At 41.3% G+C, this 25,450-nt stretch carries 21 protein-coding genes and 3 pseudogenes; 4 read left to right on the top strand and 20 right to left on the bottom strand.

All coding sequences use genetic code 11. The features are described 5' to 3' along the window. Nucleotides 1–7: 7 nt before the first annotated feature. From vasI to JCM15074_RS21840, 13 genes and pseudogenes are all read right to left on the bottom strand, one after another. Entirely contained in the window at nt 8–682 is a 675-nt protein-coding gene (gene vasI, locus JCM15074_RS10950; RefSeq protein ID WP_025821245.1) for a type VI secretion system-associated protein VasI, read from the bottom strand. Beyond that, the gene (locus JCM15074_RS10945) at nt 682–2,217 is read right to left on the bottom strand and encodes a sigma-54 interaction domain-containing protein (RefSeq protein ID WP_025821244.1); all 1,536 of its coding nucleotides are present in this window, start codon (nt 2,215–2,217) and stop codon (nt 682–684) included. The genes vasI and JCM15074_RS10945 overlap by 1 nt, the downstream gene beginning before the upstream one ends. 3 nt (nt 2,218–2,220) lie before the next feature. Beyond that, the gene (gene tssH, locus JCM15074_RS10940; protein ID WP_025821243.1) at nt 2,221–4,839 is read right to left on the bottom strand and encodes a type VI secretion system ATPase TssH; all 2,619 of its coding nucleotides are present in this window, start codon (nt 4,837–4,839) and stop codon (nt 2,221–2,223) included. A 14-nt stretch (nt 4,840–4,853) separates the two neighbouring features. Beyond that, nucleotides 4,854–5,639, bottom strand: a complete 786-nt coding sequence (icmH, locus tag JCM15074_RS10935; RefSeq protein WP_025821242.1) for a type IVB secretion system protein IcmH/DotU — start codon at nt 5,637–5,639, stop codon at nt 4,854–4,856. Between the two features lie 3 nt (nt 5,640–5,642). Then, nucleotides 5,643–6,974 carry a type VI secretion system baseplate subunit TssK gene (gene tssK / locus JCM15074_RS10930; protein WP_025821241.1) on the bottom strand — a complete coding sequence of 444 codons (1,332 nt, stop codon included), beginning with the start codon at nt 6,972–6,974 and terminating at the stop codon, nt 5,643–5,645. A 2-nt stretch (nt 6,975–6,976) separates the two neighbouring features. After that, the gene (gene tssJ, locus JCM15074_RS10925; protein ID WP_025821240.1) at nt 6,977–7,450 is read right to left on the bottom strand and encodes a type VI secretion system lipoprotein TssJ; all 474 of its coding nucleotides are present in this window, start codon (nt 7,448–7,450) and stop codon (nt 6,977–6,979) included. 2 nt (nt 7,451–7,452) lie between these two features. Further along, nucleotides 7,453–8,853: a type VI secretion system-associated FHA domain protein TagH gene (gene tagH / locus JCM15074_RS10920; RefSeq protein WP_025821239.1), complete on the bottom strand. Its 1,401-nt coding sequence runs from the start codon at nt 8,851–8,853 to the stop codon at nt 7,453–7,455. 10 nt (nt 8,854–8,863) lie between these two features. After that, nucleotides 8,864–9,910 (bottom strand): type VI secretion system baseplate subunit TssG, encoded by a 1,047-nt coding sequence (gene tssG / locus JCM15074_RS10915; protein WP_025821238.1) that lies wholly within the window; start codon nt 9,908–9,910, stop codon nt 8,864–8,866. Then, a complete protein-coding gene (gene tssF, locus JCM15074_RS10910; protein ID WP_025821237.1) occupies nt 9,874–11,640 on the bottom strand; it encodes a type VI secretion system baseplate subunit TssF in 1,767 nt (588 codons plus the stop codon). Before tssF ends, tssG begins: the two co-directional genes overlap by 37 nt. Beyond that, a complete protein-coding gene (gene tssE / locus JCM15074_RS10905; RefSeq protein WP_234400214.1) occupies nt 11,641–12,114 on the bottom strand; it encodes a type VI secretion system baseplate subunit TssE in 474 nt (157 codons plus the stop codon). Then, on the bottom strand, nt 12,080–13,552 hold the full coding sequence (gene tssC / locus JCM15074_RS10900) for a type VI secretion system contractile sheath large subunit (RefSeq protein ID WP_025821235.1): 1,473 nt from the start codon (nt 13,550–13,552) through the stop codon (nt 12,080–12,082). Before tssC ends, tssE begins: the two co-directional genes overlap by 35 nt. Before the next feature lie 22 nt (nt 13,553–13,574). Beyond that, nucleotides 13,575–14,081 carry a type VI secretion system contractile sheath small subunit gene (gene tssB / locus JCM15074_RS10895; RefSeq protein ID WP_025821234.1) on the bottom strand — a complete coding sequence of 169 codons (507 nt, stop codon included), beginning with the start codon at nt 14,079–14,081 and terminating at the stop codon, nt 13,575–13,577. A 726-nt stretch (nt 14,082–14,807) separates the two neighbouring features. Beyond that, a pseudogene (locus JCM15074_RS21840) lies at nt 14,808–15,613 on the bottom strand (TetR/AcrR family transcriptional regulator). 250 nt (nt 15,614–15,863) lie between these two features. On the opposite strand from JCM15074_RS21840, the pseudogene JCM15074_RS21835 reads away from it, so the two are divergent. From JCM15074_RS21835 to JCM15074_RS10875, 3 genes and pseudogenes are all read left to right on the top strand, one after another. After that, nucleotides 15,864–17,380 (top strand): annotated as a pseudogene (locus JCM15074_RS21835) (flavocytochrome c). 4 nt (nt 17,381–17,384) lie between these two features. Beyond that, nucleotides 17,385–17,753 carry a cytochrome c3 family protein gene (locus tag JCM15074_RS10880; protein ID WP_025821233.1) on the top strand — a complete coding sequence of 123 codons (369 nt, stop codon included), beginning with the start codon at nt 17,385–17,387 and terminating at the stop codon, nt 17,751–17,753. A 384-nt stretch (nt 17,754–18,137) separates the two neighbouring features. After that, entirely contained in the window at nt 18,138–18,878 is a 741-nt protein-coding gene (locus tag JCM15074_RS10875) for a cupin domain-containing protein (RefSeq protein WP_025821232.1), read from the top strand. A 71-nt stretch (nt 18,879–18,949) separates the two neighbouring features. Here JCM15074_RS10875 and JCM15074_RS25400 read toward each other — a convergent pair whose 3' ends face one another. The 3 genes and pseudogenes from JCM15074_RS25400 to JCM15074_RS21825 all read right to left on the bottom strand — a co-directional run bounded on the left by JCM15074_RS25400 (nt 18,950) and on the right by JCM15074_RS21825 (nt 22,326). Beyond that, nucleotides 18,950–19,507: a type II secretion system protein gene (locus JCM15074_RS25400; RefSeq protein ID WP_025821231.1), complete on the bottom strand. Its 558-nt coding sequence runs from the start codon at nt 19,505–19,507 to the stop codon at nt 18,950–18,952. Between the two features lie 65 nt (nt 19,508–19,572). Then, complete coding sequence (locus tag JCM15074_RS10865) at nt 19,573–20,871, bottom strand: alpha/beta fold hydrolase domain-containing protein (protein WP_234400213.1); 1,299 nt, start codon at nt 20,869–20,871, stop codon at nt 19,573–19,575. A 13-nt stretch (nt 20,872–20,884) separates the two neighbouring features. Next, nucleotides 20,885–22,326, bottom strand: a pseudogene (locus JCM15074_RS21825) (Na+/H+ antiporter NhaC family protein). A gap of 216 nt (nt 22,327–22,542) precedes the next feature. Here JCM15074_RS21825 and JCM15074_RS10855 point away from each other — a divergent pair. Continuing rightward, nucleotides 22,543–22,746 carry a cell division protein ZapB gene (locus JCM15074_RS10855; RefSeq protein WP_025821229.1) on the top strand — a complete coding sequence of 68 codons (204 nt, stop codon included), beginning with the start codon at nt 22,543–22,545 and terminating at the stop codon, nt 22,744–22,746. On the opposite strand, the gene JCM15074_RS10850 is transcribed toward JCM15074_RS10855, so the two are convergent. The 4 genes from JCM15074_RS10850 to JCM15074_RS10835 all read right to left on the bottom strand — a co-directional run bounded on the left by JCM15074_RS10850 (nt 22,743) and on the right by JCM15074_RS10835 (nt 25,450). Continuing rightward, complete coding sequence (locus JCM15074_RS10850; RefSeq protein ID WP_025821228.1) at nt 22,743–22,964, bottom strand: DUF1107 domain-containing protein; 222 nt, start codon at nt 22,962–22,964, stop codon at nt 22,743–22,745. The genes JCM15074_RS10855 and JCM15074_RS10850 overlap by 4 nt on opposite strands. A 386-nt stretch (nt 22,965–23,350) precedes the next feature. Then, nucleotides 23,351–23,968 (bottom strand): thiol:disulfide interchange protein DsbA/DsbL, encoded by a 618-nt coding sequence (locus JCM15074_RS10845; protein WP_025821227.1) that lies wholly within the window; start codon nt 23,966–23,968, stop codon nt 23,351–23,353. A gap of 170 nt (nt 23,969–24,138) precedes the next feature. Further along, entirely contained in the window at nt 24,139–25,161 is a 1,023-nt protein-coding gene (locus JCM15074_RS10840) for a serine/threonine protein kinase (RefSeq protein WP_025821226.1), read from the bottom strand. After that, entirely contained in the window at nt 25,154–25,450 is a 297-nt protein-coding gene (locus tag JCM15074_RS10835; protein WP_025821225.1) for a DUF3630 family protein, read from the bottom strand. The genes JCM15074_RS10840 and JCM15074_RS10835 overlap by 8 nt, the downstream gene beginning before the upstream one ends.

Here is a 25,450-nt window from a genome sequence, read left to right as displayed (position 1 = left end):
AAGCCCCCTACCAATGACATGCTTTGCGTAGTGGAAAAATCAATGAATTTAATTCTGAAGCGTCAAAAGTTAAGCCATTCACTTCAACTAAATCAGTGCGCAACGAGGGTTTATCAAGTGACAATAGCGCCGTAATAGCGGCTATTGCAGGGATGCCTCGACCGGGTCTTAAAATAGTCCCCGTTTCATCGCTTAACCAGCGCTGAGTATCTTGAGTTTTACCTGCAACAGTAACATTAGCCTTACCGGCGCGAATGGGCTCAGGTAGCACCAATTCCAAACGGGTAATGTTGTCAAAACAGCTCAACATTAAGATAGCTTTATTGTTATCACGATCAAGCGCCGTTGCGGTTATCCACACGCCTTGTTCGACCTCAGCCTGATCGTGATAAAAAATAGCGAAACCTTGTTTATTTAGGCGTTGTTTTTCACTCGATACCGCTCGCTGCCATGCCGCTGATCGCGTGAGAACTTGGCCTTGTTTAATTTCCGCTGCTGTCGGCGTATTAAACACATGATCAAAACAAGCCAAACGTTCAAATCGAGCACTAATATGAGTGCATTGCATTGCATCTGTTAACTGCGTAGTGACATTATCAGCAGCGCGGTTAAGTTCAGGCTCTGCGTATAACAGTCCTGAAAAAGCCATCAAAGTGAGCGATAACATAAAGCGTTTTGACATTAATCTATCTCCATTTTTTGGCACTTATGCGCAAGAGTTCGCTTAGGTAACCCTAAACTCGCAGCGGCTTTAGCTCGGTCACCATCAAAACTGGCAAGTCTTGAACGAATAACATCGTATTCAAACTCATTAACAGCCTGTTTTAAATCAATAATATTTTCAAAATCACTATTTTCATTAGTTTGGTGATGAATATCTTGATGAGATTCGTTAGTTAATGATCGCTCTGCAAATGCCTCTGCTTCAATTTCGCAATGATCCGCGGTATGAGCACAAGCAAACTCAACTAAATTCTTAAGCTCACGAACATTACCAGGGAAGTCATAATGCTTGATGGCATCAAGCGCGGCATAGCGCATCCCAACCACATGGGTTTGATGCACTTGGTTATATTGCGCAATAAAATAGCGACATAGTGGCTCTATATCAGTTTTTCGCTGACTTAATGCCGGTACTTTTAACGGAAATTGATTTAAGCGGTAATAGAGATCTTGACGAAAATCGCCCTGTTGAAAGCGCTGCTTTAAGGCAACATGCGTCGCAGCAACCAACCTAAAATCAACTTGAAACTCATCACTGCCACCCAACCTGCGATAACTCTTATTTTCAATAACCCGCAATAATTTAGCCTGTAGTGCCAATGGCATGTCACCAATCTCGTCAAGAAATAGCGTGCCGCCATCAGCATCGGCAATAAGCCCCTGCTTACTCGTATCTGCGCCTGAAAATGCCCCCTTTTCATAACCAAATAGTTCACTTTCGAGTAAGTTTTCAGGTATTGCGGCACAATTGATGGCAACAAAGGGGCGATGTGAACGTGAAGATATTTGATGCACAGCTTGTGCGACCAACTCTTTCCCCGTGCCAGTATCACCTTGAATTAAAACGGATAGCTCTGACTGTGCAGCCGTCGCAACTTGTTGTCTTAACTTCTGCATTGGCTCACTTTGGCCAATAAGTTGATTTGATAATTCAAACGCTAATTCAGTTTTGCGCTCATCCTGCTTGAGCTGTTTAATAGAATCATCAAGTTGATGTTTTTGTTGGCTTTCAACTCTTAATTCTCGGATAATTCGCCATTGCTCAATAAACACCTTACTGAAGTTTTGCCAGTGATTATCATCAATTAATTGTGCTAACTGAGTGGCGTTACTGACGATGACCAGCATCATCTCAATACGACGATGCGCTGGGGGTAATGGCATCACTAACACCGATTGACCGTGACTCACAACCTGAGTGAGTTGCTCAAAGTCATTATTTTGTTGCCAGTAAACTAAACTTTCATCATCAAGAATCATCGGCTTGGTTGACTGCAATACATGCGAAAATGGATGTGAAAACTCATTTACTTGCCACGCTAATGAGGGCAAGTCATTCACGACTCCCAGCTTACGACCACACTGCTCCGGCGCAATTAGCCAAACATGTGTGGCAGCAGCATACTCAGTAACTGCCTGAGCATATTGCTGGGCAAGACTGCTGGCATCTCGAATTACAGCCATTTGCGAAAGATAAGACAGCCAATCCACCATCAGTTAGCTCACCTCGCCAATAAACTGGTTTTCAACGACTCCAACACGTATTTGGTTGATCGCTTGCTTTGAGCCCATACGATTAAGAATTTGTAGCGACAATGGTGGCAGTACTTGACCATCAATAATCGCTTCCAGCATCCGTGCACCATTTTCAGAACGCGTTGCTCGGCGCATAATCTCATCAAATAACTGCTCATCTAGGGTAACTTCGGCTTTATAGCGATGTTGTAAAAGCTGTTGTAATCCTGCTAACTTACCCACAATAATTTGCTTTAATACCGCTTCAGGTAATGGCAAATACGGCACGATTTCCATACGGGCAAGCAGTGCAGGTTTAAAGAAATCAGCAAGCTCTGGATACAATGCCTGCTCTAATAACTCTGGGGTTTCAGCATGGTCAACAATGGTTTGATAACCTAAATTGGAAGTCATAAAGAACACGATATTTTGGCAATCAATAACCCGCCCTTCACCATCTGCCAGTTCGCCTTTATCAAACGCTTGATAGAAAATATTGAGAACTTCTGGATGTGCCTTTTCAACTTCATCTAGCAATACCACTGAATATGGCATCTTACGAATGGCTTCGGTTAACACTCCCCCCTCGCCATAACCAACATAACCCGGTGGCGAACCAATCAAGCGAGAAACAGTATGCTTCTCTTGATATTCAGACATATTAATCGTGGTTAAAAATTGCTTGCCACCATAGAGTTGCTCGGCAATTTGGACAACGGTCTCTGTTTTACCAACGCCACTGGGCCCAACTAGTAAAAAAGCCCCTTTCGGGCGGCCACTGCGGCGCAGATCCGCTCTTGCGGTTAACAGGTGACGATGAATACAAGCTAGCGCAACGTCTTGTCCTTTAATTTGCTCAGCTAAAATTTGTGGTAATTGCGTAATTTTATACAGTTCATCTGTGTCCATTTGATCTAATGGCACCCCAGTCCAATCAGCAATAACGGTCGCAATTTGGCTTGCATCCACCTGCGCATGAATTAATGACTGCTGCTCAAGCTCGGCTAATTCTTTATATAATTGCTGTAGCTGTGCGGTTAAGCTAATCGCTTGCTCATCGCTATCAGATTGGCCTTCATCAATAACATCATCATCTGCATTGAGCACTTGTAGACGTAAAGCAATAATCTGCTCAACCAATGACTTTTGTTGTAACCATGCTTGCTCTAGTAACTCTTTTTCTAATAAGTCAGCCTGCTCGGCATCAATAAGCAGCTGTAAATTATCAAGATCAATTTCATGCCCAAGAGATTGCTCACGCTCTAGCATGTCTATCTCAAGTTGGCGTTGATAACATTGTGATTCGAGCGCCGCAATTTGCCTTGGCGGTGAACTCAAATTAATAGCAATGCGCGCACATGCCGTATCCAGTACATCAATCGCTTTATCTGGCAATTGTCTACCTGACACATAACGCGCCGATAATTTAGCGGCCGCATGTAAGGCGTCATCGGTAATGAGCACCTGATGTGATTGTTCATACACTTGGCGCAGTCCACGTAAGATAGCCAACGATTGTTCAACTGAAGGCTCATCAAGCTTAACCAACTGGAAACGTCGACTTAGCGCGGGATCTTTTTCAAAATACTTTTTGTATTCTTTCCATGTTGTTGCAGCAACAGTGCGTAATTCCCCACGTGCCAGCGCAGGTTTGAGCATATTGGCTGCATCGCCACCGCCCTCTTGGTTACCCGCACCAATTAAGGTATGTGCTTCATCAATAAATAGAATAATGGGTGTCGGTGAGCTTTTAACTTCATCAATAATGGCTTTAAGTCGTTTTTCAAACTCGCCTTTAACCGCCGCACCAGCTTGTAGTAAGCCTAAATCCAGTGACATTAACTCAATATTCTTTAAAGAATTAGGCACATTTTCAGCTGCAATTCGCAGCGCTAATCCTTCAACTACCGCACTTTTACCCACACCGGCATCGCCCACAACAATAGGATTATTTTTACGGCGACGACACAGAATATCGATCATTAAATTGATCTCGTCATCACGACATAACACGGGATCTAGCTCACCATCACGCGCTAATTCACTAAAATTAGTACAGAATCGGGCTAAGGCACTTTCTGATGCTATGACCGCGGCTTTGGTTGCTGTAGTTTGAGTGGCGACCGGGTTTTCTGATGAATCAGCGGTTATCTGAGCATATTGCTTAAGTAAATTCTCTCGATTAATGCCATCAACTTGTGCAATTAAATGACGACTTAAATAACGTTCTTTACACATTAATGCGGCGCAAAAAATGACACCTGAACGCAGTTCAGAATGGGACAACTGAGTTGATGCTAATAACCATGCATCTTGTAATAGCTCAACTAACAGTGGCGAAAACACCGGCGTAGTATCGTGCCCATCTTCTCGGGTAATCGCCTCACCTACTTGATGTTTAAAATGGCTATGTTCTATATCTGCAGACTTAAGAATTAACCTAATATCCGATAATGGATTATCGAGTAAGGTAAACAGCAAATGTTCAATGGTGACCTCTGGATTAGCACGGGTCACACTCAACGCGCCCGCCTGCTCAAGAGCCAACTTGGTTTGATTATTTAATTTACTAATTAATGTTGGTAATTCAATTCTAATCACAATAGCTAATCCTTTTACTGCAAAATTTGGTTTAATTGCTCAAGTACGCTCATGGATTTATTGTTTAACAGCACCGAATAGGTAATAAACACGCCCACTAATATTGAAAAGAAAAATAGAAACACACTCCAAATCGGCATCTGTTTGCTTAACCGATACTTGGTCGAGACCACATGCTCAGTTGCATTGGTTAACGGTGTTTGATCTTCTTCATCTAACCGTTTTAGGATTTGGTGTAGATTTGAAATGATTTTTTCATACTCTTCACGCCCTTTACTCATCACTTTATAGCGACCTTCAAAACCGAGCGTGAGACATAAAAATATAAATTGCAGCAGTGGCTTATAACGTTCAGGATCGCTTTCTAGGCGAGATAAAATAACGAATACCTTTTCTCCGCCCCAAGTTTCATTATGAAAACGGGTCAATAATGAATGTTCAGCCCAAGCACTATCAGCACCCCATGGAGTACTCATAATCGCTTCATCAATAAATGAACATAAAACATAGCGGTAAGCTAAAATTAACGCCCGCTCAAAGCCTGCCTCATTAAGTTCAACTTCAATGGCTTTAACTTCTTCAACCGCCTGCTTATAGATTTCATCCACGTTATCGCAACGGCTCAAACGACGCACTCTAAGCGCCATCCCCAACAATGGCGTGGAAACATCAATTAAAATGTTGCTGTTATTGCCGCGTAACTTAAACCAGTAATCCTGATCCGCATCGACTTTGGTTGCATTTTCAAACAGCAGCTCATCAAAATGAGGCTCATTAGTTGCAATACTATGCTCCGCCATAAATTAGCTCCTTATTGCCCAAAATTGCAGATCGAGTTCAGAAAAATTACCTGCCACATGGAATGCAAAGCCGCTCGAATTAGCCAACATTGCCCAAGCCGAACTGGTCTTATCTAATTGATAATAGGTATAGCCTGCATGGTAAGGTAACTGCCTTGGTGCCACGGGTAGAGGTGATACAGGGATCCCCGGTAATTGCAGCGAAATAAGCTCTCGAATTTTCTCAACCGAAGCCACTTTGGTTTGTTGAACAAATAAACGACGTAACTCATCCATTGGCATACGAGCCCGCACGGCAAGAATAAAGTCGGCATCTCGAATAAGAGACGGGTCTTGAACTGGCGCGACCATCAAACCAAACTTACGTTTATGAAGTTGGATGGATACCGCACGAGGTTCAAGTACGATGCTAAGTGACTGACGCAGCATATTCATCAACGGACTAAATGAAGCCGATGGCGTATCGTGCTGATAACTACCAAATTGCGGCGACATACGGCTCTCATCAGTAAAGGTCGCCAGCTCACCGCAAATAGAGGTCAATAACTCATATAGACGTTCAGGATGTAAACTGCGTAAACGTGCGACATGTTGCAGTTGCGGTTGGATCCGATTTAATGCTTGTAACAACATAAAATCAGACACGTCCGCAACCCCACCTTGACTAGGGGCACCAATACGCTGGGCAATATTTTTAGCGCGTTCACGCATTAACCCAGCCATCTCTTCAATAAAGCGATGTAGCGTAAGCACTGAGGTCACATTTAAATGACAAGGGAAAAAGTGAGGATCAAGTAAGACGCTGCCATCTGGGCGTTTTTCTAAAATTTTGGCAATAGCAATCGATGCAAATGCGCTTCGGTCTTCTTTTTCTAACATCAGCCGTAGCTTCATGGGACTGACATCAATTGCTGCCATATCACCTTGCTCGGTATGAATATCACGCACATCGTGTTTCATTGACTGATAACGACCAGAATTACCAGCGCTCCAGCTCACCTCAGCGATAGAATCACTACGTAATGGGATGGCAAGATAAATAATTTGATTAGCAAGCGAACTGTCCGCAATCTCAAGCGCATCGGGTAAGCTATCCTCTTGCGGTATTTTAAATACACTGCCATCAGGCATTACGCCAGATGCGCTATCTAACGCAATTCGGCCAAAGCTTAGATACTCTGGATTAAGGCTCATCTCAGTAATGCCATATAAATAACGACTGACCGAAGCGATACGCTCATCTAATTGATATTCGCTATTTCGCTGTTGTTGCTGAAAATGTTGTGGCTTGATAAATAGCCCTTCATTCCAAACGACTCGATTTCTGGCCGACATAGTTACTCCACTTTCTTAAGCACTACGGCTTTGTCACTGAAATGAATAAGCAAACTGTATTGCTTATCCTCGGGAGTCACCTTGACCACTTTCTTCCATTCACTTTTATCTGGCTCTGCAAAACGGGCCATCACACCGATATAAGCGGTATCGTCATCAAGCTCAAAAGGCGCAACCACCTTAAATTGCCCCGGTACCAACATGTAATCACGATGGTCTAAATAGTTACTTTTTAATGCCTCCTCAGCATCATCCACCAGCTGGTCATATTCTGCAGACTGAAACATCGAATCATCTTCTAATTCAAAAACTTGAATTTCTACAGGAGTACCATCACCACTGACATTAGGATTCACACTATCAGTTGCATACAAGCTATAGGCGATAGTTGATGGCGGTAAGTCTTCATCATCAAATCCCAGCAAACTACAACCACTCAACGACATTAACATCAGCATTATGAGTAATTTATTCATGGCTAGATCTCCTGCTGCTTTTGGCGCAATTGCTTATCGTATGCTTGGTCAAAAATCTCCCAAAACAGCTTCTCAAAGCCTTTTTGTCGATCTGAAGTCAGCTCTTTGTAGTAGCTTTGGTACATTTTCCATGACCAAGCATCTTCAGATTCTGGCTTGGCCGTACCAGGACGGCGATAACGGCTAAAGCGACGCATCAACACCTCAGGAGAAAACGCTCCTAATATCTGACTTAATGCTTCAATAGTGGCTTGCTGCACCGCCTCATTATGGTGTTTGATTAAGGTGAGACTCTCTTCAATCGCAGATGGAGCAGACAAATGAACGGCGCTACGCTCAGCATTAAACAAAGTTTTAACTGTGGTTTGATAAGGTTGACCTAAACGTAATGGATTATCTTCAATCGGTTGCAAATTCTTATTCATTACGCCGTAACGGCTATCTTCAACCTGTTGATGCAGTGCTAATAATCCTTTAATTGCAGCTTGTAACGACGCGCCCATCTCCTCTGACATGGCTTGCATTTCCACCATATTGTCAGGATTACCAGCAGAGACACCTAAGCCCCGTAGCATGGGACCCGTTAATAGATGATTATTCTCGTCTAAATCTAAATCGAGGCTATCCTTGTCAAAATGGCCAAAATCACGACTTAATTCCTGTTCTAGACTTTCTAAACTTTTATCATCCATTGCATGCTCCCCTGTCGATGCAGCTTGTTTTAATACGATAGCTGAACTAATTTCATGCTCGCTGTCAGCATGAACGGTTTGCTCTTGTCCATGCCATTGCTGATCTTTTGCGAGTAAATAATCACTTTGTTGAGTTTCACCATCATCATTCGCGTCCTGTACTAGATCGTTAGTATCGGTAATACTGCCAACGCCTTCATACTGATCTAATGCAGCTAATGGATCGTCTAATGCGTGTTCATCAGCAAGACTCGCTTGCGGCTTGTTAAACTCGGATAAATCCACATCCATCAGGTCTTCTTCACCACTAAATACCTGCTCCAAGCTATGCTGCTGTCCCATCACTTCATCAATGTTGTCACTGAAATGAGCACGCAATTTATAAGGGCCTGTCGCAATCACATCGTTCTCATTTAAACGGACCAGTTTATTTTTCCCCACTGCGATGGTGGCGCCATTAATAAAACAAGCACCATGGGTATCCCTCAAAGAAAAAGCACCATCAACCATGGATATTTCAAAGTGAGTCGCTCTCACTTTTGCTTGCTTATCTTTGAGTAACCAACTGCTTGATGCAGCAGAACCCACACTGCCACCATCTTGATCAAAACTGTAAGAAGCTGATAAGCCGGCTTCTAAATCCTGAGTATTAGTTACAACTAAGGTTAAAAATTTTTGTGCTTGCTCTGCTTGCTTACTCTTGTTTGACATAGAAATTTTCTCACTGCCTTATTTGAATTCGAACGCTTCGATTGGTGCTTGCCTGCCCTGTAAATGAAGACCAGCCCAAAGAGGCTGGGTTACGACTATTGAGCTGTACAGGCATGGCGTGCTCTTGCATTAACTCAAGCTGTAAATCAAATGCCATTTGCTCTCGCAAAATAAACTCAACCACAGTTAATAAAGATTTATGCTCACTGCCAGAAGGTAAAAAAGCTCTAAACCTTTGCTGATCTAACCCTTTAATACAGATCATAAATTTGCCTGTACGATCAGCGACTTGATCACCAATGACACAATCATGACCCAGCTGTACATTGGCCATCCCTAAACGACATTTTTGTTCCGCAGGTATTTGCACTTGTCTTAATTGCCATTGCTCAATTGAGACATCTTCTAAATCAAAACAATTTGCTAAAATGCCACAAACCACCTGCGGTGAACGGCTACGCCCTGCCAACATTCCTGCGTAGCTGAGCATCTTGCACCAGTTAATGGGTGTTTCGCCACGAAGGTGCTCATCCCCCAAGCCCACTAATGCAAATAATTGCGCTGAAAACTGATCGCTCGCATCATCTTGAAAACGGATGTAATAGCGATATTTGCGCCAAATTCGGTAGATTAAAGCGATTAATCTATGGTTAAAAAAATCTAAAAATTGTTTACGTAATCCAGTTTCACCCTCTGTTGCTATCTGCTCGAGTAAATATCCGGGCAGTGGCGATTGCGAACCTGTCATACCAAAAAATGTGGTTTCTAATTGGTACCTCACGCCTGACATTGAGGCTAAAAAACTGACATCACTGGCGGCAAACCCTAAGCCCGCTTTCGAGCTAAATAACAAACGGCATTTACGCTCCCAATCATCACTTTCTACATCTTCGTCATTAAGCTGATGGATAAGCTCAACTAACTGATAAAAGTTATAAGAAGCAACATCATCCATTAAATGCTGAGGGATCCTGCCATGCCGTTGCTCTGATCCAGCATGACCTGCAGGCAAGTCCTTCACTAAATCAGTGGCTGTTGGCCGATCTGTATTCCCCATGTATAGGTTTCCTGATTATCTGAATTAATCACGATCAACTCATGAAACGAGTTAATGCCAGCGTATAAAGCAAAGAAACGACTTAAAATAGTGCCGAAAAGGTATAACTCCCCCTCAGAACTAAAGCTTGATTGCGCTAAAGTAATACGTGAACTTAAGCCTCGAACTGGCAGGCCTTTAATCAGTTTTTCTATCGGTTTTGATTGGATATCAATAATGCCTTCTAAACGATGTTTTGAAATTCGCTCCGCTTGTCGATCAACTAAGGCTTTAAAATCATAAGCACGTAACACACTGCACAGTGCATCTTTAGATAACAGCGAAAGATAGTTCAGCGATAAATTAGAAATAAGGGTCCATAACAGGCTGCCATCTAAGGCTGGACGTAAAGCATGTGATGGCACGGTAATATTGGCAAAGGCAGCAAATGGCGGCGAGGTATCAGTTGCAACACAGATATCACCTCGACCAAGCTCTAACGGTAAGTCTCGATTAGTACAGGTTAATTTTAACGAGATCGCCTCACTAAAACCGACGTTATCAGTTTCATCGCTACGCACAAAAGAGATGTAATGCTCTAAGCCATCATCGCGAATACTTTCTTTTACACGCACTCGGTAATACAAAGCCAAACGATGTTGGGCACGTTCAATTTGATGCTGAAAACTTTCAAAAGCGGAATAGTGACGCACTTGCCCTCTAACACGACCACTATTTTTCTCTTGCCAACCTTGAACTTGGTCGACACTGAAGATTTCATAGTGAGAGGGGTAACGACTCGATGGGGTTACTCTGTATTCAGCACTTTTGCCATTCAGATCGATAGGATCGGCATCATGATCAAATAGATTGATTACAGGGGTACAATAGAGTTGAAAGCTTTCATCTCTGACCCTAACATCAGCCGGTAAAGGCTTTGAAAAACAAAAACGCAATGAGAATCCATGGCGAGTATCTGCAGTAACTACTTGGGCAATATTGGCCACATCACAAAATAAAAAGGCATGCTCAAATGACAAGAATTCTTGCAGGATGCGATAGCCTTCATACACATTGGTCGGATACGGTAAAATGGCTTCATCAGACTCAAAGCCAAGAGTTTTAAAGCTATGTTTAGGCAGGGTTAACGCCTCACCATTAACGACCACTTCAATTTTATCTAGATAATGACTCAGCCATAAATACAGCATTTGGGCGCTATATTCCTGCCCCCCTAAAAAAAACTGCAGTGAATTCATATTTAATTTATCAAACTGCAAATCCCCTAATATCTGCAGTTCAATATCAATATATGATGTTTCACGGGTATGGGTGGTAATCACCCGTTGCCGCTTTAATGGATAAACATCGATATCACGGCACGTTTGAAAATGGCAAACAGTATCAAATACAGGATTCGCATCTAATTGAGTGCCTTTTTTAACTCTTTGTCCCGTACTAATCGCTTTATCATAAGGGGTGAACTGTACAATACTGGTGCTCGGCACAGGCCTTAAATAATTAGGCCACAGCATGTTAATTATTGAATGGGTCAACTCGGGAAATTCATCTTCAACTTTTTCGCGTAAGCGACCTGTTAAAAATGCAAAGCCTTCTAACAACCTTTCCACATCTGGATCTGTGTTAGTGCCATTTAAAAAACGGGCAAGCTGCGGATAAACTTCCGTAAACTCCTCGCCCTGCTCTTTTAAAAAGGCAAGCTCTGTTCTGAAATACCGATTATTTGACACTTAAATACCTCGAAACTGCTTATTACTATCCAGTACTAAATCAATTTGCACTTGTTGGTGCAGCGCACCTGTATTTATGTCGGCAATGATTTCAAAGCGTAAATTTAATGGTGCAAACTCATCATTAAAATAATGGATGTCTAAGCTTTTTATTCTGGGTTCGTATCGATAAAGACATTGCTTAATCGCACGTTTTATTTGTACTGCTAGGTCATGAGCACCAAGTGATGCATCATTAAAGTCAATCAGTCCCAGTTCAGGTGCGCTCAATGACTCACCCACTCTGGTATTTAACAAACGTGAAATACTGCGCTTAATTGACTCGATAACATCATCTGGTGCTGGGCCATAAGTGATAGAACGCTTGGGAGCGTCAGTCTCTAACCGCTCGAAAAGACTGACACCGTAAGCACTATCCTCTACAGATGCTTTGCCATCACTATTGATCCAAGCGACCAACGAGCGACAACTCAAAGTTAGCCCCCATATATTTAAAGTGAGGTCGAACCGCTAACGACACCTGATACCAACCTGGATCCCCCTCTACATCCATCACCTCGATTTTGGCAGCTCGAAGTGGACGACGGCTTCTCACTTCTGCAGGTGGATTCTCCTGATCGGCTACATATTGGCGTAACCAGATATTGAGCTCTCGCTCTAAATCATGTCGTTCTTTCCACGCACCAATTTGTTCACGTTGCAGCACCTTAATATAGTGAGCTAGACGATTAATAATCATCATGTAAGGTAGCTGGGTGCCTAACTTATAGTTAGTTTCAGCTTCTTTACCCTCACGGGTATTTGGAAAATGCTTTGGTTTTTGGATAGAGTTAGCAGAGAAGAATGCGGCATTATCACTGCCTTTACGCATCGTCAGAGAGATAAAGCCCTCTTCTGCGAGTTCAAATTCTTTACGGTCAGTAATTAATACCTCGGTTGGAATTTTAGCTTGCAATGCGCCTAGTGATTCAAACAGATGCACGGGTAAATCATCAACCGCACCACCACTTTGTGGGCCAATAATGTTTGGACACCAACGATATTTAGCAAAGCTTTCTGTCAATCGCGATGCAAAAGCAAATGCTGTATTACCCCATAAATAGCTTTCATGAGAATCACTCACTGTTTCGTTATAGTTAAAGCTACGTACTGGATTATCTTCTGGCGAATAAGGCACTCGTAATAGGAAACGAGGTGCAGTTAGACCGATATAACGAGCATCTTCTGATTCACGTAAACCGCGCCATTTGGTATAACGAGGACTTTCAAACGTGGCAGAAAGATCTTTTAAGTTAGGCAGATCTTCAAATGAATCAACACCAAAGAACTCTGGCCCAACGGAAGAGAGGAATGGTGCGTGTGCCATTGCGCCGACAGCGCCGACATATTGCAGCAACTTCATATCTTGGCTAGAAGGCGTAAATGCATAATTACCAACGATTGCACCTACAGGCTCACCACCAAATTGACCATAACCAGATGAATAAATATGTTTATACAATCCAGATTGCGTTGTTTCTGGTGAAAACTCAAAGTCATCTAATAACTCCTGCTTGGTCACATGCAGCAGTTCAATTTTAATATTTTCTCTAAAATCAGTGCGATCGATTAATAACTTTAAACCACGCCATGCAGATTCCATTTGCTGTACCGCTTCGGTATGCAAAATAGCATCCATTTGTGAACTGATTTTTTTATCAAGTTCAACCAACATTTGGTCTACAAGCGCTTTATTAACTGGCTCTTCAGTTTTATCTGTACCGATTAAATTACCAATAAATGCCGCAACACCTTTTTTGGCAATATCATAAGCTTCTTCTGTTGGCGCCATCCGAGTTTGCGCCATAATTTCGTCGAGTAAGCCGCCTTCAACTGTGACTGCACTATCGGCTTGTTGTTCTTGTAAAGACATTGATAGCATCCTTCCGTAGTCATTAATCTGCTGGATTATCTTCGTCACTCACTTGCTGCAGTTCAGCCAATAATTTTTCTCTTGAGTCAGCTGAGGCAAGTAATTCTTGTAGACGAGAACGAAATGCGGGGATATTACCTAATGGCCCTTTTAATGCGACTAAGGCCTCACGTAATTCAATTAGTTTATTTAATTCAGGAACTTGTTTAGCAATTTCATCTGGAGAAAAGTCTTGTAATGTCTCAAACTTTAAATCCACACTTAACTCAGCACCATCTTCATCCACTAAACTATTAGGGACGGTTGTAGCGACTGATAAATTACTTTCACGCATGACTGCAGCAAAATTGGTTTTATCGACAGATACAGCATCTCTATTCTCAAGAGGGCTATCTTCCTCGTGTCCTTTAAAGTCACCTAACACCATCATTTTCAATGGTAATTCGACTTCAGCTTGTGCATCACCAGTGGCTGGAACATATTTAATATTAATACGCTCTTTAGGTGCGACGCTGCCATCTTTTGACATATTATCCCCCATCAAGTTATTTGATTTAGAAAGTAGGCCATACGTCATCTAAAGGTGTTAAGTTAATAACTTTAAACTTGAAATATCTAAAAATAGCTAATGATTTCATATTGATGTAACTCATCACTGCTAAATTTAATTAACTTATACATCCACTCATTAACCGTAATACGGGTACGGATAATTGATAAAATAATATATGGCTATACCTTGCTTAATTCATGTTATCTATTTGAGGAATATTGCATAGGCGGGTTTTTTATTTATATTTTTATAGCCACAAATTAAATGGCAGTTTTAAGTATTAACTTTAAATTTATTTCGCAACTAAGATCTTGTTCTTTATTCAATTATCACAGCGATATTTTTATTAGAGGTTAATTACAAAATAATAAGTAGCAATACACCTTATGGATATGTGGCGAATATCTCACACAACTAGTTAGAAAGGATTAAGCGAATGGCAAGAGATATCACACTTTATTAACATTTAAGATGAGGATTATATAATTTTTTTGTGGTTTCATGGTGATTCCTTAAATTAACACACATGAAATAAGGCTAACACAAAATAATAAAACCACTATTTCAACTTAATCACTTGATTAATTAAAAATTATAAATAATAAATTAAACCTTGTTTTAAAAACAAAACAATTAAGTATTACTGATATTAAATTATTTTTTAGCAACAATACTTAACTCTGGCTAGTATGCTGTAAAAAATTAACTTAAAGCACATTTTCCCTTTAATTTATTATCTCTACTGCAATTGGCTTGCTTACTATTAGTCGAGTCAGCCAAGGCATTACATGCAGCACAACTTCGATGCGAACGATAATGTTCATTAAAGAACTGCTCCGTTTGAGCTTCTAACTTATCAAATAACTGCTGATTAACAGCGTATTTCCAATCATACTGTCCCATCAATTTAGCCAAATGACGATAACTGGTTTCGCGGCGATTAGACAGAAACTCATGACTCACCAATTGACTCTCAAACTGGGTAAGTACACCTGTAAGATAGAAGGTAATTCCCTGTACTAGCTCTTTAACCTGCAACGGAGTTGCCTTAATTTCACCATTGGCTACTGCTTCGTTTAGCCCATCGGTAAACCATTGCCAAAAAACATTGATACGTTTTTTGAAGCGTTCAATCTTTTCAGGCTTGCTAGCTGCCACACCATCGCATTGGTTGAAACTGAACGTAGGGTAAAAAAGGTTTTACTACGTTTAATCGTTTCAAACGTAAATAAAATAGGTAGCAGGACTTTTTCTTGTGCCGTTAAATCAGGATATTTCGCTAAAAATATTGATAAATGATTTGAAGTTGCATTGCGTAGAAATAAGCAAACTAAAACATCTTCCTTGCGTTCAAAAAACTTATATAGCGTGCCAGTAGAACAGCCAACCTCTTTCGCCAACTGTGAAAATTTAAACGAGACGATCCCTTGAGACTCAATCAGGTGTTCAGCCGCATCTAAGATTTGGTTACATCTTATTGTTGATAATGCTTCGGTAGGGCAACGCATTTTTAAAATTCCTAAATTTAACTAAGCTAAATTATGCATTGGCTGCAAGCTAATGGATATTCAATCACTCAGGTTCCGCGAGGCTGTTCACGAAATATCGTCATATCACTGCAATAGTTCAATATAAAAAACTTTTTCGAGAGCTTGCTCACGAACAAGTTTGTCACTGAAAAAATGGCGTGACCCAGTTCACCCTCTACTGATGCAATAGCCTTTATCTTTAGCGTATTCCTAAAGTGAGGGTCTACAAATGCAAAACAGAAGAAGCTTTTTAAAACTCGGTGCTGGTGCAGCATTGGGTGGCATAGCCGCAACGATACCAACCATGGCAAATGCATCATGTGCAACAGAAATTAAATGGGATGAAACCTTTGACACCATCGTAATTGGTTCAGGTTTTGCGGGGTTATCAGCAGCATTAAATACCAAAAAGCAAGGTTTAGGTTCTGTTTTAGTATTAGAAAAAATGCAGGTTATTGGTGGCAACTCAGCCATCAACGGCGGTTGGTTAGCGATCCCTAAAAATCCGATTCAATTAGCCCAAGGCGTTAACGATGACTCTCCAGCTGAACTGGTAAAAGACCAGATTATTTCAGGTCGCGGTATGGCTGACATCCCTTATTTAGAGATGATAGCTAACCGTTCTTTAGATGCTTATCAACTGTGTATCGATAACGGTGTTATCTTCCGTAAAGACTTTAATATTCAAGTAGGTGGTCACAACAAAGCGCGTGCTATCCGTACTAAACACGGTACCGGCGGCGACATCACCACTAAGTTATATGAATCAGCCTGAAAGCTGGCGTTGAATATCGTCTACAAAACTATGTAGAAGATTTCGTTATGGATGGCGATAAAGTTATTGGTCTTCAAGTACGTAAAAACTTCCGTTACCCAGACATGAAAACCGGCAGCACAGTATTTATCAAAGCGAATAAAGCTGTCGTCATCGCTAGCGGCGGTTTCGCACGTAACATGAAACTACGAGCAATGTTTGACCCATCACTGGATCCAACATTAGATTGCACCAACGCATTAGGTGCAACGGGTGAAGTAACCATGACCGCTATGTCACATGGTGTGTTACCAATGCATATGAACATGATCCAAACGGGTCACTGGGGTAGCCCTGATGAAGGCGGATTTGGTTGGTCAAACGCACTATTGTCTATCACTTGGCACGAAGGTATGTCTGTAAGCGTCCTCAATGGTAAGCGTTATATGGATGAGCGTGCTGACCGTAAGACTTGTTCAGAAGCGATTATGAAGAACCGTTATGAAGACGGCTCTCCAGCTTATCCAATTGCTTTCTTCAACTATAACGATCATCCAAATGACGACCGAGTTACTCGTGCCGTTCGCGATGAGATGGCGTGGAAAGTTGATAGCATTGAAGAGCTAGCTGCTAAGTTTAATGTACCACTAGCAGCATTAAAGCAGTCTATTGCTGAGCACAACCAGCATGTTAAAGATCGCAAAGATCCGCTATTCAACCGTAAGATGGATACTGCGCGCGAGCTTAAAACCCCGTTTATCGTATCTCGTGTATGGCCAAAAGTGCATTACTGCATGGGTGGTCTAAAGACAGATTTAGGCGCTCGTGCTATCGCGTCTAAAAACTTAGCTCCGATGAAAAACCTATACGCTATTGGCGAAGCAACTGGCGGTATCCATGGTGAAACCCGTTTAAGTTCAACCTCATGTCTTGAGTGCTTAGTCATGGGTATTGTTGTATCTGAAACCATTAAAGCTGATGCGCAGGGGTAATCACATGAAAAAGTTTCTTATCACTCTATTAATGGGTTTATCTATCACTGGCACTGCAGTTGCAGGTGACTTAGTCAAAGTTAAAGGCAAGTTAGAAGGCCGTGAGAACCACAGTTTTATCTATGAAGATGGTTGTAATGCCTGTCACCAAGGTGGCGGTAAGAAAAACACCACGGATGCAGCTTGTGTTGAATGTCACGGTGATGTGACTAGCATTGATATGGATGAAACCAAGTTAGCGGTACCAGAAGCACATCCGCATAAATCAATTCACTTTGGCCAAGGTGCAAGCTGTCTAGCTTGTCATGCTGAGCATGAGAAAAAAGCCCCTCTATGTGCAGATTGTCATCGTACTTGGTTTGAAGTGATGTAAATTTTATTTACAAGGTCCTCCAAATACCGTTAATAGTTCGCTATTAGCGGTATTTTTTTATCCCTACTGCACTGGTTGCTACAGTTATCAGTTTTACGGTTTTTCAGTTATAAATCATATATCAGACATAAATAAAACCTAGTTCACAAAGCAATTAAAACTTTGATAAACAGCAAGTTATAATTACATTCGACTAGTCTAATTGATGATAAATAGAAATAATATTCACCAACTAGATCACGAATATGTTTTCCCTACCTAACCTTGCGTGATCCAATTCAACTTTACGTGATTCGCTAATCATTATTGTTAACTCAAGATTCAAGCCTAGATGCAATTACTGCTATCTAGCTGATAATAAAATCACAGCACAGGATAAATAAGATGAAACTGAAAATGCTATTTGGTTTAGCGGCCCTAGCTTCTACAAGCGCAATGGCGACTGGTCCACAATGTAACCATGCTCAATTACCTTACCAGCAAGCAACGCCAGTACCATTTGACAGCTCACCTTACTTACCGCAAGACACTATGCCTGCACAGTGTAGTGATCCACAGGTTGAAGCTTATATTAAAGCTTGGGAAGCCGGTGAAATTAACTTCAGCACTATTCAACCAAACGAAAGCATTACCCAAGACCAACGCTTTTGTAAGGGTCTAGACAATGACGGCAACATTCTTGAAGTTAAAGACTGTGACGTTAAAAATGCACCTGTTGGCTATATGTGGAAAGATCTATCTGACTACCCTGTAACTATCGGTATTACCGAAGGTGGTAAATCAGATCATGAACCCCATTTCCACGGCCAACCTGAATGTTACTACGTCGTAACCGGTGGCAGTAAGACATTAGCGGACAACAAATTCCGTAGCCTTGAAAAAGGTCAATATTTCTATATTCCAGGCAACGCAATTCATAACACCCCAATTCTTGAAGAGCGTGGCTTAGGTGTAATGTACTGGTATCCAAATAACTCAAACTTTGCTGGTTTCAAGTACTATTGGCGTAAAGACGTGAAGAACCTACGTGTTGCTGAAGAAGCATTTGACCGCGTAGATGAAATCCGTAAGCGTGATCTAAACCTTGGCCCATACGGTACTAATGAAGCCGTATTTACCAAGTAACTAATATCTCTCCCCCCTACACAACAAAGGCAGCGAATTCGCTGCCTTTTATTTTAGGATAATGACATCAATTAAAAATCGCCAGCAACAGTACTTGCGGTAAGGGCAGTACAACTAGCAGCATCAGTGCAAGCTCGCACTTTGCCATTTTTAGCACTATATCGAATTTTTAAATTATCGCTTTGCTTATAAGTGAACACGCAATCACCACCAGCACTGGGCAGTGCTGCAGTACTGTATAAATCTAAAAAAGTTTGATGATCATCTAGGAGCTTGGGAATGCCACCATTACAGCCGCCCGCATTTGCAATTGAGCCATTAAGCGTACAACCATTTTGACATTCTGGATAACCGGACCCCGCCCAAAATCCAATTTTAGTACCAGCATAATCAATATATCCTCCCTCACCCGCAGTTGCAGGCTCTGCAGTACCTTGGCGTAATAACCAAGTAGAATGCGCCAGATTAATGGCAGAGGCTAATGCGCCAGCAAACCCTTGATGGGTCGCCTTATGTGCGTCATCTTGTAAATTTATAAATTTAGGGGCAGCAACCACGGCTAATACACCAAGAATAATAATCACTACAACCAATTCAATTAAGGTAAATCCTTGCTGCTTACTTTTCATAAAATACCAACAACTCATCCATGAATATTGTTAATTACAATAAAATAGCGCGGTTACAAAAGCTATTAGCCTTTTTTCTGAAATGTGAACAACTCTGTAGAAAGTTGTCGCTTAAGAACAAGATCGATAATTAACGTTTGTTGAGCAATAAGCACTTGCTGTTGCTCGACACTAAAATGACATTCTAGCGTTTGATAGAAACAGACACCTTGATTAGGTCTTGCTACAATTTTGAAGCCCCAATATTGCTTAGCGGGTCCCAATTTGGCCATATTAAAATAGAACGTTAGGCCATTATTCGCTTTTTGATTAAATTGCTTATCACTTAAAAATCCACGCCCAAATTTATCGGCACGATAATCTTTTCCCGCTAATAAGATACAGTCAAAATCAGTTACAGCTTGTTGCTTATCATCCCATACTCGTAATACCAACATTGCATATCCCGCTGGTCGTGATTGTTCATCACTGTTCATTAGCATCGCTTGTGTTAACTGCTGATATTGCTCTAATGAGTCGACTCGTAGAATTTGCTGGATCCGTTTAAGTAGAGGCTTGTTGGGATAATTACGCCGAGTAATTGATGCCATAATGCCGTAACGCTTACCACTATGGCTGGTTTTAGGAAGCACTTCAAATGCACTTAGGGGCATTTGTTGCATTGAGAGCTGATAACCATCGCGGGTAGATAAATGCTGTTCAATACGCCAATAACGGTAATTCATGTTTGCCGCAGCGCTGCGCACAACGCCATCACTACCCGGCTCAGCCGTATAACTATTAAGATAATCATACAGAGACTTATCGATGGTTTCGCCAGTTAATACGGCGCAATAAATCCCATGAGCAGATAAATCATAATCTAAACTGGCGCGATTAGTTTGCCACTGACCAAGGCTTGCAAGTTCTAACCAGTGCAAGATTTTAATGCCTGGTTCATGACCTCTAAACCATGCCGCAACGCGACTTAAACGAGACTTACCTAGTTGTGCTAAAGCACTGCCATGATTAGCAGGTGCCAACATAATAAGATGTTTTAAAGGGCAACGCTGTAATTGGTTCACACTAAAATAGCGTTGTAACCACTGTCTAATGACAACAGCGCCAGTTGAATGACAAATAACACTAAAGCGACTATCGCCAATAATGTTGTTTTTAGCCAGTTCAAATGCGTTAGCAATATCATCTAAATCAACCTCGTCATTAACCGAGATATATTGGCCTAAATATAGATGCTCAATGCGCCATGAGGTCGACCTTAAATGATCACTAATAATTTGCGGCAACTGACCATAACTAGCGATATCAGCGCCCCAACCATGGACAAATAATAAAGTCATTGAGGTACATTTATTATTTTCCATGGCTTATCCCTCGTTAGAGTTGCCGTAATCGCATCAGCACCATGGCAACACTCAAAAACAATAAAACAGCTATCCATGCCAGCCAATTACTGACTTGAAGATTAATTAACTGAAACCCAAGTATCGCCGAACTTGCAGCAATTAAGGCAAAAGGCAATTGAGTAATAACATGTTGGTGTGGTTCGCAATTACTACTGGTCGCGCTTAAGACACTGGTATCAGAAATAGGCGAACAGTGATCACCAAATACAGAGCCCGCCATCACGCACTTAATGCCACTAACAATAAATTAGGCTCAAGCGTATGTGCTATTTGCGCACCAATCGGTAACATTATAGCAAACGTGCCCCAACTCGAGCCTGTACCAAACGCCATCACGGCACATAAGATAAATAAGCCTGCCACCATAAATTGTGGCGCTAAATAGATTTTTGCTAGTCCAGCTAATACAGAAGCGATTTGTAGGTCTTTAATCACTTGGCCAATTAACCAAGTAAATATCAAAATAGCGATAGCAAATATCATCGATTTCAAGCCATGGCTCAAATCAATCAACAACTGCCAAACCGTTCGACCAGAACGCCATAACAATACACAACATAATGCCAATGATAATAAACATGCATTACGCATTGCGCCGCCAATATCAGCTTTAGCTAACCATTGCATAATGCTATGACTTGATGAGTGTTGTGCGCCGGAAACCAATGTCAGCACCATAGATAACACCAACAGACTCAACATGGGCAATGCCAATAACCAAGGATTACCTGCATCCTTACTTGTCACATCCGCCTCAATAGGCTCAACCTTATCTAAGCTAAACCCCACCCCAGACCACGCCACCCAAATCGCTAACAGCAATACCGCAATGGCATAAAAGTTTAATTGGGCTATTTCAACAAATGCAGATACTGGCGACTCATGTAACATGGTCAATCCTGCCAGAATTGCCATCACATAAGGACCCCAGCTCGAAAAAGGTAATAACGAACATAATGGTGATGCGGTTGAATCAACGAGATACGCTAACTGAGTACGGCTAATACCATAGCCACGCTGCAATGGTTGGCAAACATGACCAACCGCTAAACAACTAAAAATACCATCGATAAACACCACAAAACCCAACAACACAATACCCAGCCGAGCTTGTCTCGCCGAGTGTAATCGTTGAGTTAACCATTGGCTAAATTGAGCCACCGCCCCGCCTCTGGCGAGCAATTGCGTTAGCGCACCGAGTAATAACATGGCCATCAATACATTAAGGTGCCACAGCTGCCATTTACCCTCGGCATAAAATTGTGAGCTTGCAGTCGTCGCAATATAAGAGATGCTAGCTGATAGTGAATACTGAGAAATAATAAATGCACCACTAATCACACCAGCTGCCAGTGCCCATAGGGTTTTACGAAGTGTAAATGCCATCACGAGCGTGATAATAATAGGCAACATCAACACTGCATAAGAATTAGTCACAAATACTCATTCCATTAATAAAAGTAACGCTAAGCATACCTATGCCTTACTAAAAAAGACAAACAAAACACGATTATGACTAATTTGAGATTATTTTTTAATCTGTTGGAATTATTCGCTATTCAGCCGCCATTGTCGCTGCTAGAATCAGAATCTGATCCATTTAATCTATTTAGGATAGGACTCCACACTATGAGCCTCGAATTACTTTCTCAACTGGAAACCAAGATCCAGACAGCACTTGAATCAATCGAGTTGTTAAAAATGGAGCTTGAAGAAGAAAAGCAAAAAAATGGTGAGCTAGACTCACAAAACCAGCAACTTCAACAAGAGCTACACGCTTGGAATGAAAAAGTTACTGGTTTAGTTGGATTGCTAAACAGCGAAGTAAACTAAGAACAACTGTAAGTTGCTTCTTGGTGGGATTGAGCTGTAATTAGCTCATTCAATTCGATAATAGCCTGCTTAACTTTTGGCAGGCTTTTTCTTGGCATTAAGAAACGTCCGTGTTCAAATTCAAGCTTACCAAGATCTTTGACCCACACCACGCCAGAAAAGAAAATTCGAGCATGTTTTACAATTAACTTGGGTGCATAAATCGGGAAAAAACGCATAAGACCTCCTAGTGTCAAACAATGCGATTTTTGTACCATGATAGCTCAAGCTATGAACAGTTGATATTCATCCCCAAAAGCTCACTCACTAACACGGCACAGAATAATTCTCATTATTAAACTCAATGTGCATTTCAATGATGCACTATTGTTTGAGTCAACTTTAGCCTAAAAGTTGCGAGAGAAAGTTAACTTTTCATCAACAAAATAGCAAATCATTCCTTTTAATGAGCGTTTAACCGTTTTTATTTTAACCAATATTTAACATTTGAGTTTAAAAAGCATTCTTGCTCATTTACAACTAATAAAGCTATCCCTAAACCAATCCATAAAAAAAGAGACCCGAAGGTCTCTTTCTATTTAATTGAGTCTAATCAGATTAATGACTATGACTTTTTATTAGCTAACCAAAATGCAATATCTAACATTTCGTCATAAGACTTAATCGCGCCAGTTTCAACACGGTATTTACCGTTAACGACTAGTGCAGGAACACCTGAAATTTTAGCATTTTCAGTCGCACGCTTCATTTGTGCCATTTGTGCATTCACCATAAATGAGTTTGCAGCAGCATCAAATGCTTTACCATCAACACCGTTAGCAACAAATACTGCACGAATATCATCTAGGCTAGTTAAAGGCTTACGCTCAACTTGAATGGTATAAAACAGTGCTTTATCCATCTTATCTTCAACATTTAATTGGTGAGCAATTGCGAATGCGCGTGATAACTCTACGCCCATTTGACCACCAATAAAGTCAACGTGATCTTGCTTAAACTCAACACCCTTTGGCAGTTCAGCTTTAATTTCTGGCACAACTGTCTTTGAAAAAGTATAACAATGTGGACAGTAGAATGAGAAAAACTCAGTAATTTCTGGCTTAGGTGTACCAGGACCATCATTGATCACTGTGTAATGCACACCTTCTTGATACTTAGGTGCAGCCATTGCAACCATTGGCGCTAAAATTAAAGCAAATGCCATTAAAAGTGCTTTTTTCATGTTTATTCCTTTAGGTATACCTATATATTTGAGGCAATATTATCATAATCTCTTTTGGAGTGTATTTACTCTAGAGAGTTCAATTGTAAATAAATAGTAATAAATTATTTAATCTTGTCGCACAAAAATCAATCAGCCACTTGGACTAACCATTAAATCCCGCTAGGTATCTAACCATTAAATCCAGCAGAATATAATGTAATCGGCGGCGCTTGTAAGGTGCTGAGTTGCTCCTTGAAAGCTAAAATTTGCTGCTCCCAATATTGTTCCTGCCCAAACCATGGAAAACTCATCGGAAATGCAGGATCTTGCCAGCGACGACTCACCCACGCCGTTTGTTGGATCATACGCAATGCACGTAAAGGCTCAATTAGCGCTAACTGACGCGTATCAAACTCGCAAAACTCTTCATAAGCTTCAAGCAACACATCTAGCTGTAATCGCTGTTCATTATGATCACCTGCTAACATCATCCATAAATCTTGGATTTGCGGCCCCATTTTAGCGTCATCTAAGTCAACAAAACCTGGGCCATCAGGTGTCCATAAGATATTACCGGGATGCAAATCGCCATGTAATCGAATCATAGGTGCATTGACTTGCTGCCACTGTTGTTCGACTAAAGCTAACACTTGCTCGACCACGGTAAAGTAAGGCAACTGCAATGACTCAGGCACATGACCAGACTCACGCAGCCATGCTACCGAGTCACGCCCCATATTTTGCGGCGTTAAACTTTCACGGTATTGAAAGGGCTTACTGCCAGCCCATTGATGTATTCTGCCAATAAAGCGGCCAACGGCTTCTAACTGATCTAGATTATCCACCTCAAAACTACGGCCACCAATTGATGGAAACAGGGTAAAACGATAACCTTGATAATGATGCAATGTCTGACCATCTATTGCTAATGGCGCAGCAACGGGGATCTCTTCACTCAATAAATCTAAGGCAAACTGATGCTCTTCTATAATTTGCGCATCAGTCCAACGCTCTGGACGGTAAAACTTCACCACATAGCGCTGACCACGATCACAACGAAATTGGTAAACACGATTCTCATAACTGTTGAGTGCCAATAGCCCTGTTTCAGGGTAAATCTGTAGGCTTTCAATCGCATCTAATATCAAATCAGGGGTAAGTGATTGGAAGTGAAAACCACTTGCTTGAGCTTGTTGCTCTGAACTATTCATAAAAGGGTCTCAATAATTGAGCTAAATATTGTAAAACATCAAGATCTTGGACATCGGCTACAGTTAACCAACATGCTTGGCTATAAAACTCATAATGTAACTCGAGACGAGTCCCCTCAAAATCGAGTAACCATTGATGTCTATCTGCGCCCCATTGACGCTCAATTACAGTACAATCTATGGCTTGGCATAAACTGTCTGCAAAATTATTAAATTGCTCAAAATCAATCTCTGTATTTATCAACAAACAAAGATTTTGTTCAATTATTTCAATACTCTTTATCTTCAT

The organism is Shewanella marina JCM 15074 (assembly GCF_000614975.1).
GTDB classification, from domain to species: Bacteria; Pseudomonadota; Gammaproteobacteria; order Enterobacterales; family Shewanellaceae; genus Shewanella; species Shewanella marina.
The sequence above is the reverse complement of the archived record's forward strand: the minus strand, read 5'-3'. Positions and strand labels throughout refer to the sequence as shown.

Coding starts and splice junctions, on each gene's coding strand:
- vasI (WP_025821245.1), bottom strand. CDS start 682: ATGTCAAAACGCTTTATGTTATCGCTCACTTTGATGGCTTTTTCAGGA.
- JCM15074_RS10945 (WP_025821244.1), bottom strand. CDS start 2,217: ATGGTGGATTGGCTGTCTTATCTTTCGCAAATGGCTGTAATTCGAGAT.
- icmH (WP_025821242.1), bottom strand. CDS start 5,639: ATGGCGGAGCATAGTATTGCAACTAATGAGCCTCATTTTGATGAGCTG.
- tssK (WP_025821241.1), bottom strand. CDS start 6,974: ATGTCGGCCAGAAATCGAGTCGTTTGGAATGAAGGGCTATTTATCAAG.
- tssJ (WP_025821240.1), bottom strand. CDS start 7,450: ATGAATAAATTACTCATAATGCTGATGTTAATGTCGTTGAGTGGTTGT.
- tagH (WP_025821239.1), bottom strand. CDS start 8,853: ATGTCAAACAAGAGTAAGCAAGCAGAGCAAGCACAAAAATTTTTAACC.
- tssG (WP_025821238.1), bottom strand. CDS start 9,910: ATGGGGAATACAGATCGGCCAACAGCCACTGATTTAGTGAAGGACTTG.
- tssC (WP_025821235.1), bottom strand. CDS start 13,552: ATGTCTTTACAAGAACAACAAGCCGATAGTGCAGTCACAGTTGAAGGC.
- tssB (WP_025821234.1), bottom strand. CDS start 14,081: ATGTCAAAAGATGGCAGCGTCGCACCTAAAGAGCGTATTAATATTAAA.
- JCM15074_RS10880 (WP_025821233.1), top strand. CDS start 17,385: ATGAAAAAGTTTCTTATCACTCTATTAATGGGTTTATCTATCACTGGC.
- JCM15074_RS10875 (WP_025821232.1), top strand. CDS start 18,138: ATGAAACTGAAAATGCTATTTGGTTTAGCGGCCCTAGCTTCTACAAGC.
- JCM15074_RS25400 (WP_025821231.1), bottom strand. CDS start 19,507: ATGAAAAGTAAGCAGCAAGGATTTACCTTAATTGAATTGGTTGTAGTG.
- JCM15074_RS10865 (WP_234400213.1), bottom strand. CDS start 20,871: ATGGAAAATAATAAATGTACCTCAATGACTTTATTATTTGTCCATGGT.
- JCM15074_RS10855 (WP_025821229.1), top strand. CDS start 22,543: ATGAGCCTCGAATTACTTTCTCAACTGGAAACCAAGATCCAGACAGCA.
- JCM15074_RS10850 (WP_025821228.1), bottom strand. CDS start 22,964: ATGCGTTTTTTCCCGATTTATGCACCCAAGTTAATTGTAAAACATGCT.
- JCM15074_RS10845 (WP_025821227.1), bottom strand. CDS start 23,968: ATGAAAAAAGCACTTTTAATGGCATTTGCTTTAATTTTAGCGCCAATG.
- JCM15074_RS10840 (WP_025821226.1), bottom strand. CDS start 25,161: ATGAATAGTTCAGAGCAACAAGCTCAAGCAAGTGGTTTTCACTTCCAA.
- JCM15074_RS10835 (WP_025821225.1), bottom strand. CDS start 25,450: ATGAAGATAAAGAGTATTGAAATAATTGAACAAAATCTTTGTTTGTTG.